At 31.3% G+C, this 12090-nt stretch carries 13 protein-coding genes; 12 read left to right on the forward strand and 1 reads right to left on the reverse strand.

Annotation, left to right across the window (positions count from 1 at the left end; genetic code table 11):
* The 8 genes from J3359_RS00755 (at position 1) to J3359_RS00790 (ending at position 5826) form a co-directional block, all read left to right on the forward strand.
* Positions 1 to 1344 carry an amidohydrolase family protein gene (locus J3359_RS00755; RefSeq protein ID WP_208078807.1) on the forward strand — a complete coding sequence of 448 codons (1344 nt, stop codon included), beginning with the start codon at positions 1 to 3 and terminating at the stop codon, positions 1342 to 1344.
* Positions 1345 to 1377: 33 nt separating this feature from the next.
* On the forward strand, positions 1378 to 2634 hold the full coding sequence (locus J3359_RS00760; RefSeq protein WP_208078808.1) for an MFS transporter: 1257 nt from the start codon (positions 1378 to 1380) through the stop codon (positions 2632 to 2634).
* Between the two features lie 3 nt (positions 2635 to 2637).
* On the forward strand, positions 2638 to 3342 hold the full coding sequence (deoD, locus tag J3359_RS00765; protein WP_208078809.1) for a purine-nucleoside phosphorylase: 705 nt from the start codon (positions 2638 to 2640) through the stop codon (positions 3340 to 3342).
* A 19-nt stretch (positions 3343 to 3361) separates the two neighbouring features.
* The gene (locus tag J3359_RS00770; RefSeq protein WP_208078810.1) at positions 3362 to 3616 is read left to right on the forward strand and encodes a YgjV family protein; all 255 of its coding nucleotides are present in this window, start codon (positions 3362 to 3364) and stop codon (positions 3614 to 3616) included.
* Positions 3613 to 4269, forward strand: coding sequence for a fructose-6-phosphate aldolase (gene fsa / locus J3359_RS00775; protein ID WP_208078811.1), 657 nt, complete (start codon positions 3613 to 3615; stop codon positions 4267 to 4269). Before J3359_RS00770 ends, fsa begins: the two co-directional genes overlap by 4 nt.
* A gap of 11 nt (positions 4270 to 4280) precedes the next feature.
* On the forward strand, positions 4281 to 4580 hold the full coding sequence (locus J3359_RS00780) for a hypothetical protein (RefSeq protein ID WP_208078812.1): 300 nt from the start codon (positions 4281 to 4283) through the stop codon (positions 4578 to 4580).
* Positions 4581 to 4594: 14 nt separating this feature from the next.
* Entirely contained in the window at positions 4595 to 5410 is an 816-nt protein-coding gene (locus J3359_RS00785) for a 5'-nucleotidase, lipoprotein e(P4) family (RefSeq protein WP_208078813.1), read from the forward strand.
* 77 nt (positions 5411 to 5487) lie between these two features.
* Entirely contained in the window at positions 5488 to 5826 is a 339-nt protein-coding gene (locus tag J3359_RS00790; RefSeq protein ID WP_367890404.1) for a 2Fe-2S iron-sulfur cluster-binding protein, read from the forward strand.
* 72 nt (positions 5827 to 5898) lie between these two features.
* Here the strand turns inward: J3359_RS00790 and J3359_RS00795 are convergent, their stop codons facing one another.
* Positions 5899 to 6081 carry a hypothetical protein gene (locus tag J3359_RS00795; protein WP_208078814.1) on the reverse strand — a complete coding sequence of 61 codons (183 nt, stop codon included), beginning with the start codon at positions 6079 to 6081 and terminating at the stop codon, positions 5899 to 5901.
* A 243-nt stretch (positions 6082 to 6324) separates the two neighbouring features.
* Here J3359_RS00795 and J3359_RS00800 point away from each other — a divergent pair, with 243 nt between their 5' ends.
* From J3359_RS00800 to J3359_RS18610, 4 genes are read left to right on the forward strand one after another with little or no spacing between them, the layout of a single operon-like run.
* Positions 6325 to 9405, forward strand: a complete 3081-nt coding sequence (locus J3359_RS00800; protein ID WP_208078816.1) for a SusC/RagA family TonB-linked outer membrane protein — start codon at positions 6325 to 6327, stop codon at positions 9403 to 9405.
* Positions 9406 to 9409: 4 nt separating this feature from the next.
* Entirely contained in the window at positions 9410 to 10795 is a 1386-nt protein-coding gene (locus J3359_RS00805; protein WP_208078818.1) for a RagB/SusD family nutrient uptake outer membrane protein, read from the forward strand.
* Between the two features lie 22 nt (positions 10796 to 10817).
* Positions 10818 to 11330, forward strand: coding sequence for a DUF4929 family protein (locus tag J3359_RS18605; RefSeq protein WP_208078820.1), 513 nt, complete (start codon positions 10818 to 10820; stop codon positions 11328 to 11330).
* A gap of 17 nt (positions 11331 to 11347) precedes the next feature.
* Positions 11348 to 12073, forward strand: coding sequence for a DUF4929/DUF8472 family protein (locus J3359_RS18610; protein ID WP_496559667.1), 726 nt, complete (start codon positions 11348 to 11350; stop codon positions 12071 to 12073).
* Positions 12074 to 12090 lie beyond the last annotated feature (17 nt).

Genomic DNA, 12090 nt, shown 5'->3' on the forward strand with positions numbered 1-12090 from the left:
ATGAATAAAAAAGAGGTCGATATCATTATTAAAAACGGACAAGTATTAACAATAAATTCTAGAATGGAGATTATTGAAAATGGTGTTCTTATTATACAAAATAAAACAATTGTAGATTTAGGTTCTGAGGATTTACTTGAAAAATATACTGCTGAAAAAGTGATAGATGCACAAGAAGGTATTGTAATACCAGGTATGGTAAACAGTCACTGTCATTTGCCAATGATAGCTTTTAGAGGTTTAGGCGAAGAAGGGATTGAAGATCGATTAATGGGATATTTTATACCATTAGAAAAAGAAATGTTGAGCAGAAAACTAATTTACGATGCGACAATTCATGGTGCAATAGATATGGCAATGTCTGGTGTTACTACTTATGCAGATATGTATTACCATGTAGATGAAATGGCAAAAGCAACCAAAAAAATTGGACTTCGTGCTCTTTTAGGGCAAACAGTCGTGGGATTTCCTGTGGTAGACGCTTCTGAAGCTTATGGTGGTTTAGATTATGCCAAACAAATACTTACAGATTTTAAAGATGAAGAATTAGTTTCTTTGGCAATTGCACCTCACGCACCTTATACGGTTTCAAAAGATAAGTTGTTGGCTGCTAAAGAATTTGCAGACCAACATAAATTAATCATTCACATTCACGTAGCAGAATTTGAAGATGAAAAGAATCAAATCAAAGAGAATACAGAAAAAGTATCGGTGATAAAATATTTAAATAATATCGGTTTTTTAGGTGAAAATGTATTGTTGGCACATTGCAATTATGTAGATGATGAAGATTTTAAAATTATTGAATCTAGTGGTGCAAAAATAGCACACAATCCTATGGCAAATGCAAAAGGAGCAACAGGAACCGCTAGAATTGTAGAAGCGATGCAATACGATATTCCTATTGGAATTGGCACTGATGGTCTTATGGGTTCTAATGTGGTAGATTTATTTAAAGTGATGACTTATACAACTACAATTCAGCGTATTCGAAAAATGGATAGAACCATAATGACTCCTGAAAAAGTAGTTAGAATGGCAACACTTGGTGGAGCAAACGCATTAGGAATGGGTGAAAAAATAGGATCGTTGGAAAAAGGCAAATTGGCAGATATTGTTATTATTGAAACTCAATCTATGAACATGATTCCTAACTATGACCCTTACGCTACTTTAGTTTTTCAAGCTAACCCACATAATGTAGAAACTACGATTGTAAACGGAAAAATAATTGTAGAAAACAGAAAATTATTAACTCACGATATCCGTGAAAATAAAAAAATTATGGATGAATGGTTTCATATAATAAAACCCTTTGGAAATAGCTTGGCAAAAAAAAATTAAACAGAAGATTTAAAATAAATAAAATTAAAAAACATGAACATTAAAGTAAGATTATCTATTTTAAACTTCTTTGAGTTTTTTGTATGGGGTTCTTGGCTGATTTCAGCAGGTGTTTATATGTCTTCTACATTAGCTTTTACGGGCATACAAATTGGTGCGGTTTATGCTACTATGGGAATAACATCTTTATTTATGCCAACTATTGTAGGTGTCATAGCAGATAGATGGATACCTGTAGAAAAATTATTTGGGTATTGCCATTGGTTAATTGTCGGCTTACTACTTTTACTAACACAAGTACAGAGTTTCAGCTATTTTTATGCAATTATGTTTTTAGTAAACTGTTTTTATATGCCTTCTATTTCATTAAACTATTCAGTATCATATGCTGTACTTTCAAAAATGAATTTAGATATCATTAAAAATTTTCCCTCAATTCGTGTTTGGGGTACTATTGGCTTTATTGTTGCAGCTTGGGCAATAGATTTACTGGATTGGAGCACGAGTAAAAATCAATTTATTTTAAGTGCAAGTGCTTCTGCTTTTTTAGGTATCTATGCTTTTACACTTCCAAAATCTAAAGTTTCTATACCAGATAATACAATAGAAAGTAAATCTTTTTGGCAACGATTTGGTAGTGAAGCATTGTCAATTTTCAAAAATAGAAGATTATTTATATTTTTTATTTTTTCAATATTTATGGGGTCTGTTCTACAGATTACGAATATTTGGGGCGTTCCGTTTTTAAATGATTTTGCATTGAATTATCCAGATTCATTTGCTGTAAGACACTCGGTTTTTTTATTGTCTTTATCTCAAATTTCTGAGACTATTTTTATTTTGGCAATTCCATTTTTTTATAAAAAATACGGAATAAAAATAGTAATTCTTATAAGTATGATTGCTTGGGTTTTTCGTTTTGGTTTTTTTGGAATTGGAAATCCAGAAGGAATGGGATTAGGTTTTTTAATTGCTTCAATGATTATTTATGGAATGGCTTTCGACTTTTTTAACATTTCTGGTTCGTTGTATGTAGAAGAAGAAACCCCAGAAAATATGCGATCGAGTGCGCAAGGTATTTTTGCAATGACCACTGGAGGTTTAGGTCCAATTCTGGGGGCTTACAGTAGTGGTTACATTGTAGATTTTTTTACAAAGAATTCATTAAAAGAATGGCCAACGATTTGGTTTGTATTTGCAGGCTATGCTTTGGTAATTGCAGTAGCTTTTGCTATATTTTTCAAATACAAACACAATTTCAAACAAGATTTTAAACATATAAAACATTAAATTATGAGTGTGCATAACAACGCGAAAAAAGGAGATATTGCAGATTTTGTGCTCCTTCCAGGAGACCCACAAAGAGCAAAATTAATTGCAGAAACATTCTTAACAGATGCTAAATGTTATAATGAAGTAAGAGGGATGTTAGGGTATACAGGTTATTTTAATGGGAAAAGAATTAGTGTCCAAGGTACAGGAATGGGTATGCCTTCCATGTCTATTTATGCTACTGAACTCATTGAAGAATATGATGTAGAAAAGCTAGTAAGAATAGGTTCTTGCGGTTCTATTCAAGAAAATGTAGAGATTATGGACATTATTTTAGCAATGAGTACTTGTACAGATTCTGGCATGAACAAATTAAGGTTTAATGGAAACGATTTTGCACCTGCTGCCAATTTCGAATTAATTAAAAAAGCGTGGGAAGTTGCAAAAGAAAAAAGCATAAATGTTCATACAGGTGCTGTTTTAACATCCGATTTTTTTTATGGAGAAAGTCATATTAAAGATTCTTTTTTACCATGGAAAACATATGGTGTTTTAGGTATTGATATGGAAGCAGCAGCTTTATATTCTATAGCTGCAAAATATAATAAAAAAGCACTCGCTATATTAACAGTATCTGACCATCTTTTAAAAGAGCAAGCAATTTCGGCAGAAGATAGATTGAATTCATTTAAAGAAATGATTAGCCTAGCACTTGAGCTAGCTTAATAATCTAAGAATAATAAAAATGGAAGAAATAAATTGGATTGAAATATTGGGTTATATAGCATCATTATTTATCGCTGTTAGTATTACTATGGAATCTGTTGTAAAATTGAGAATAATCAATTTTATTGGTGCAATCCTATTGGGAACCTATGGCGTTTTTATAGAATCTATGCCAATTATTTTAGTAAACTATTTTATAGGAATAACTAATGTTTATTATTTGTGGAAACACTTTAAAAACAATAAAAATCAAACAATAAAAAATAGAAAATGAAATTTTTTATAGATACTGCAAATTTACAGCAAATTAAAGAAGCACAAGCATTGGGAGTTTTAGATGGAGTTACCACTAACCCGTCTTTAATGGCAAAAGAAGGTATTACCGGAAAAAAGAATATTTTAAATCATTATGTAAAAATTTGCAACATGGTAGATGGTGATGTTTCGGCAGAGGTTATTGCTACAGAATTTGAAGAGATAATTAAAGAAGGTGAAGAACTCGCTGCATTACATCCACAAATTGTAGTAAAACTACCCATGATTGCTGATGGTGTAAAGGCTTGCAAATATTTTTCAGACAAAAATATAAAAACGAACGTAACATTAGTTTTCTCTGCAGGTCAAGCACTTTTAGCAGCAAAAGCTGGGGCGACCTATATGTCTCCTTTTTTAGGAAGATTAGATGACATTTCTACAGATGGATTGCATCTTATTTCAGAAATTAGACAAATTTATGATAATTATGGCTTTGAAACCCAAATTCTCTCAGCCTCAGTTCGTAATACAATGCATGTTATTAATTGTGCTAAAATAGGTGCTGATGTCATGACAGGTCCTTTATCGTCAATTCTAGGTCTATTAAATCATCCATTAACAGATAGTGGCTTAACACAATTTTTAAAAGACTATAAGAAAGGCAATCATTAAAAATATAAAATATGAAAACAATTTTGAGACCATTAATAGAAATAGATGCTAAAAAAGAATTTCTAGCAGGTACAAAATTGTTTAAATTAATTAAAGGTAAAATGCATAAAGAATATTATGAATATACTTTAGTTAGATTAACTTGGGAAGTAGATTATATGATGTTAATTAGAAAAATTGATAAAAAATCTAATGTAGCAGAATATGGTATAATTCCAGAAGTTTTAAAATCAGGAAAATCAATTATTAACAAATCTAGCTTTAGAAAATCCTTGGGAAATAGTTTATCAGGTTGGTTTTTGGTCGTTTAGAATTAATTTTAGGAATGAGAATAAATAAAAAAATAATAAATTTATTAGTTTGTGTTATTACTATAATAAGTTGCAAAACTTTACCCACAAAACACAATGTGTTAAAAACACCAATTCAAGAACATTCTGTAAAAGCTGTTTTATGGCAACAACTCTCAGGCGAATACAAAGCTTTGGCTTATCAGGCATTTTTATTGGCTAAAATTCAATTAGATAATGCAATACAATCTTCAAAAAATAATGGCAAACCGTTCGCAATTGTTACAGATATAGATGAAACAGTATTAGATAATAGCCCGTATTTTGCTAAAATGATTAAATTAGATAAAAATTTCAGTAAAAAGATGTGGAAAGATTGGGGGCTTCTAGAAAAAGCAGCACCTGTACCAGGAGCACTAGAGTTTTTTCAATATGCAGCAAGTAAAAATGTAGCTGTTTTTTATATATCTAATCGTAATGAAAATCAATTAGAAGAAACCGTTAAAAATTTAAAAAAACTTGGATTTCCTTTTGCTAATAAAGAGCATACCTTTTTAAAAAAACAAACTAGCAGTAAAGAAGATAGAAGAAAAAAAGTCTTAAAGGCTCATAATATTGTTATGTTATTAGGAGATAATTTATCTGACTTTACAAGTGCTTTTGAAAGAAAATCAACAAAAGATAGAAATAATATTGTAAAAATAATGAAAACTGAATTTGGTAAAAAGTTTATAGTACTGCCAAATCCAATTTATGGAGACTGGGAAAATCACGGATTGTATTCAGGTAAATATACATGGTCGCCAACCCAAAGAGATTCTATTAGAAAAAGTAAACTTATTTCATACTAATAAACAACAATTGTTCTTTTAAAGAAAGCTAATAAATTATTCAATTTATATTCAATAATAAAATTATAAAAACTGCTATAAATTCAGGGGTTACATTGCTGGATTTTATTAGAGAACAGCAACAATTAAAAGGAACAAAAATTGAATGTAGAAAAGGAGATTGTAGCGCTTGTACAGTTTTAGTTGGAGAGTTAAAAGATAACAAGGTAAATTATCAAAGTATTACATCTTGTATTTCTCCTTTAGGAAATACAAATGGAAAGCACATTGTTACTGTTGAAGGAATAAACTCTTTAGATATAATGAAAATTACAGGTCATAAATCTTTCTTTTCACTTATGAATTATATAAGATGTGAAAATTTAGAAATTGTTTTAAAACTATCTGAACACGAATTTTTTAATCAAAAACTATAATATTTATGAAATTAACAGAAGATAATTATTTAGAAGTAATAAGAATGGAAATGAATGAGCAAAAAATACGCCTTATCGAATTTCAAAAATTACAGGCATACCAGAAGGCACTTTGTCACAGAATTTAAACGCCAAAACTAAAATGAGTGTATCTACTTTGTTAAAGTTGGTAGATGTTTTAAAAATAAAGGTACAAGTAAAGGTGTCGATTTCGACACCTTTTATAGTTTTACAAATACTAAGGTAATATCCCATTAAGTGTGTAAGTAAAGTTATTCTGATTTTTAAAGTAAATATATCTAATTTAATGGTCAAATCTGATAAAATGTATCAAAACAAAATTATATGTTCTTAACTACTGACCTCAAAAAATTCAATTAAAAAAAACGGGGAATGGCTAATTTTAAAAAAAATGAAATAATTAGAGTAATTCTTTTTTTAAAGAATAAAAATATATTAGTTTTGCTTATTATTTATATTAAATCTAAATAAAAATAAATGCAAAAAAACCTTTTGATAGCATTTTTAATTTGTTCTAACTTCCTATTACAAGCCCAGAAAACTGTAATAAAAGGGAAAGTTTTAGATAAGGTTACAAAGACATCTTTACCTGGAGTGAATATCTTCAATGTTAAAAAAACAAGAGGAACGAGTGCTAATTTTAATGGAGAATTTAAAATGACCTTAAAATTAGGCGATACTATTATATTTAATGCTATTGGTTATAAAACGAAAAAACAAGTTGCTTTAACAACAAATTTAATTGTTTACTTAGAAGAGCAAACTACCCAATTAGACGAAGTAGTTATTAACACTAAAACCAATATTAACGATACTGATATCCGAAAGGCAACAGGTGCGATAACCACAGTAGCAATTAATAAAATTAGAGAACGTCCTTCGGTAAATGTAATCGAATCATTACAAGGACAAGTTGCAGGTCTTACCATTCAGTCTGATGGAGAATTAGGAAAACCCTTAAAAATTAGAATTAGAGGTACTACTACCTTACCTATAAAAACAGCGACAGGTAACTTAACCGACGAACAGCGACAAGAATTTGATAACAGAGCCAATCAACCTTTGTTTGTATTAGATGGACAAGTAATTACCCCAGAAGCCTTTGCGACATTAAATGTGAATGACATTCAAGAAATGAAAGTCTTAAAAGATGCCGCCGCCAATGCTTTATACGGAATAAAAGCTGCTAACGGAGTTATTGAAATTACCAGTAAACGTGGTATTAACGGAAAAACACAATATTCTTTTTCGTTACAACAAGGTATTACTTTAAAAGGCGAACCAAGTATAAAAATGATGGGAACTACAGAGAAATTAGAATTCGAACGCCGTGTTAAAAACACAAGTACACCTGGTTACAATTTGTCTGAGGAATATTTTAGAAGGTTTTTCGCAAATGACCAGAATTTAGAACAACTTATCGCAGACGGACAACGAAAATTAGACTCTTTAAAAAAAATAGACAATAATTGGTTTAATAAATTATCAAGAATTAGCACCTTTCAATCATACAATATAAGCACAAGAGGTGGTAACGAAACCAATAGGTTTTATATCTCAGGAAATTTTACCGAGCAAGGTGGAAAATTTGCCGGAAACGAAATTAATCGATTTACTGCAAGGTTAAACTACGAATACAACGTTTCTAAAAAGATATATATAATGTTGAATTCTGGTTTTGGTATGTCTAAAAGTAGTACACCAAATGCTTCTAATTATTCACCTACTGACCTTATTTATAAACTAAACCCTTACGAACAAATGGAAGAAGGTGTTTTGGTTTCTTATCCAAATAGAACGTATGCAGATTTAATAAATCAATATAGTAGAAATTCACAAGACAATCGCTTTAACTTTTCAGGAAATCTCTCAGCAAAATTCACAGATGAACTTAATTTAAACTCGGTTGTAGGTGTCGATTATTTATTTCAACGTTCCTTAGCTATCGTACCCAGAGATGCATTTTCTGAAGTAACTTCTGGTGTTCCTGAAAAAGAACGAGGTAGAGCCACCAAAAATCAAACAACGAATATAAACTTTAGTACCAACACACGTTTAAATTACGAGAAAACTATCGATAAACATCAAATATCTGCCAGTGCCAATGTCGATTATTACAGAAACAAGGTAGATTTTATAGGTATTAATGGTTATGGTTTACCAAGTAAATTATCTTCTGGTGCAGGTATTAATAATGATATTTCTGGCTCAAGACGCTCAACAACTTCTTCAAGAAACATAACCGATGCCCAATTAGGATTTGGTTTTTCAGGGTTGTACAATTACAACGATACCTACGAAATTTATGGAAGTTATAAAACCGATGGCTCTTCATTAATGCCTAAAGATAAACGCTGGAATAAGTTTTGGGCAATAGGTATCGGATACACATTAAGTAATGAAAGCTTTTTAAAAAACAACAACCTTATCAATTACTTAAAATTAAGAGCCACTTACGGTGTAACTGCAAACTTAGCAGGTATTGATGCTTCTTTGGCTGTACCAACTTTTGCATATACAACCAAAAGTTATAATGGTAATAGAGAATTTTCATTAAGAAACTTGTTTAACGAAGGTTTACGTCCAGAAGAAAATACGTCGATAAACTTAGGAATTGATATTGGTATCGCAAATAAACTAAATCTAGCTGTAGAAGCCTATAAAAGAAGAACAAGAGATATGTTATTAACAGTACCTATTGCACCCTCAAACGGATTTACCCAGCAATTGCGAAATGTAGGTGTTATGGATAACAAAGGGTTAGAGTTTTCAATAAATGCTACTATTTTAAACACCAAATATTTTACGTGGAGTACTTCTGCAAACTTATCGTATAACGAAAATGTGGTGGTAGATTTATATGAAGGCACAGAGTTAAGTTTAACAGGGCAACGTTACCCAGATTATAAAGAAGGAGAATCGGCAGATATTATCTATGGTTTAATTAGTTTGGGTATACATCCTGTTGATGGTATTACACGTTACCAGGGCGCAAATGGTAGAATTTTAAGTGGCGTATCAGGCGCAGCTACTTCTGAAGATTTTGTGGTTTTAGGAAATGGAACGGCACCTTATAATGGTGGTTGGTATCATAGTTTAACCTATAAAAATTGGCAATTATCGTTCGATTTGTATTATAATTTTGGTGGTATTGCAAGGTTTACGAATCAATCTGTTATTACAGACGATTTAGAGGCAAATAAAAATGGTGTTGCAGGGCAATTAGAAAATACTTGGTTCGAACCAGGCGATGAAAATAAAATTTATCAAAGCTTAGAAGGTGTAAATAACCAAGCTTTCGATCTCTTATCTTTTGCTAACAATAGAACTGTTGGTAAAACCGATTTTATTCGCCTTAATAATATTATGCTACGATATCAATTTGACGATGATTTTTTACGCAAAATTTCAAACGACAATGTTACGAGTTCTCAATTTTATCTACAGTTAAAAAACATTGCCACATGGTCTAATTTTGGTGGAGGAGACCCAGAATCTGCAAACTTAGTAGGCTCAGCACAACCAGTTATAACAATGGGCTTTAATTTATCTTTTTAAAAAAATGAAAAAGTTTATTTACATACTAATTTCAAGTGTATTTACTTCGTGTTCTTTAGATCTTCCTGTAGAAGATGAAATAACGGGCTTAGACGCAATTGATGGAATAGCGATTGCAAATGAAAGTTTATCGGGTGTTTATCTTGCATATCCTAAGAACAAATTAATGTTGTCGGTATTGTCAGATGATTTTTATCCGAATAAATATATTGCTGAAAATCCGTCAGGATATAATTTCTATAGATGGTTGCCTCAAGACATAATTTTTACATCGAATTCGTATTGGGCATCGTATTACAGTACAATTAACAAAGCAAATATCCTTTTAAACACTGTAGATAATATCACTACACAAGGACAACAAGAAACCGACCGATTACAATTCATCAAAGCACAAACATTAGGATTAAAAGCACTTGCATACTTTGAATTGTTACAATTATACGCACCAACCTATTCAGAAACTACAAAAAACGATGCAGGAATAATTCTCAAAAATAATTTAGCTTCAGAAGAATTACCGCGTGCCGATTTAGAAACTTGTTACAGCGAAATAGAACGAATATTATTAGAAGCTATTCGTTTATTTCCAGCAAATTCGAACAATATTACCTCGAACCTATATCGATTTTCGGCCAATAGCGCTAAAACATTATTGGCAAAAACATATTTGAATTGGAATAAATACAATCAAGCTATAGCCTTGTGCGACGAGGTTATTTCTGCCGTTTCTTTTTCTGAAAATAATTACAGAACAATGTGGACCTCACCTGTTCTAAACCAAGAACCATTGTTTGCTTTCGAAAACAATCAAATTAATTATAATGGTATTTACGATAGCTCATCGTCGAATTTTGAATTCTTTTGCAATTCAACTATAAACTACGATGGTGCTGATTATCGAAAAGAGGTTAATTTTTTACCCTCAGAATATTTTACCATAACCAATATTCGAACTGAGGTGAATTATTTAGGAAAATATCAAACCAATTTAACAACGCTTACTGTAAGACCTATCATTGCATTAAGAGGTGCAGAACTTTATTTTACAAAAGCAGAAGCAAAATACGAAGCTGGTAACGAAGCCGATGCAAGAAGTACCCTCAATACTTTTTTAACATTGAGAAACGCCCAAGAAATTACAACGACAGGTACAGAGTTTTTAATCGATATGCTCGAAGAAAAACAAAAAGAGTTCATAGGTGAAGGTACACGCTATTTCGATTTAAAACACTACAAAATCGGGGTAGATCGTGTAGATTTTAGAACTAACGAGCTTATCAATACCATATCGTCTGACGATTACAGATGGCTTTTTCCAATACCAGCTACCGAAATTAGAAACAATAGCAACGTAACACAAAACCCAAATTGGGGAACAATTATATAAACATTTTAAAATATTAAGTATTATGAAAACCATTAAATCATTATTGTATATACTATTATTTACTGTCTTGACAGTATCTTGTAGTGATGACGAACTGACCGCCTTTACTGGTGAAGTAACAGTAAACTTACTTACCAATGGTGGTACACAAGTAGTAGAAGGTAAAGCAGGAGAATTTACCTATAACGTAGTTTTAAGCCGTTCTTTCGACCAAGAAATAAATTTAATATTCGAATTAGAGAATTTAGCACAGTACCCTGGGTTATTATCTATAAAAACGAACCCAGTAGTTATTGCAAGTGGTCAAACAACAGGTACGTTAAAAATAGTAGCAACTGCAAAACCAGATGCTGAAAACACCTTAGCTGAAAACGTTAACTTTAAAATTAACTTAGCGTCTTCTACAGGTATTCCAAATACTATTAGATTAGAAAACGAGCAAACGATTACCGTAACTTCAGAAGAAGATTTTACACCTTTAACACAAGCACAAAAAGATTTAGTAGAATACTACAAACACAAGGTATCAATTTAACCCCTTGGATTGGTAAAATTCCTGTAGAAGTAACTGTAGTAACAGGTAAAAATGGTGGTTTTGCACCTTTCTTAACTTCAGAAACTTTAACTTACACAGGTACAACACAAATTACCTTAAGTGAAAATGCTACAAGAGAAAAACCTTTATTAGTAATGACAAACAACGCTTTCGGATTAAACGAATATTTACAATATGTATTTAGACATGAAACTATTTTAAACTCTACAGATTGGTATGATCCAAGCAATCCTAATACACCACCAGCTCCACAAGCTGTATTGACAGCTTTAGGTACAGATAGAGTAACTAAATGGCAAAATAAAGAATATACGTTTAATGTAAAAGTAGACGATTTAGAGTTCAAAGCAGATAATACAGTAGATTTTGTTAGAGAAAACGGTTCACAAAGTATCTATTCTAATTTCTTAACCACGCCAACAGGTACAGATTTAGTTTCTGCGGTAAATTTCCAATATGAATTTCCGCTATGGGATGAATTGTTAGAACTTGCTAATGCAAATGCTGAATTGAAAGAAAATGTAGAACAAGGTGGGTCTATTCACCCTAACAAATACATCGGATTAAGCACAATTTTAACAGATGACTGGAGTGGAGGTAACTGGGTAGCACCTACAAGTAGTTATTCAAATAGTAAAATGACTTTTACGTTTAACACAGACCACGAAAATTCAGGGAGCTACGATACAGTTACAGTAAAATATACACCAGCTTCTAACTAATTTACATAATTGTTAAC

Source organism: Polaribacter cellanae, from assembly GCF_017569185.1.
Classification (GTDB): domain Bacteria; phylum Bacteroidota; class Bacteroidia; order Flavobacteriales; family Flavobacteriaceae; genus Polaribacter; species Polaribacter cellanae.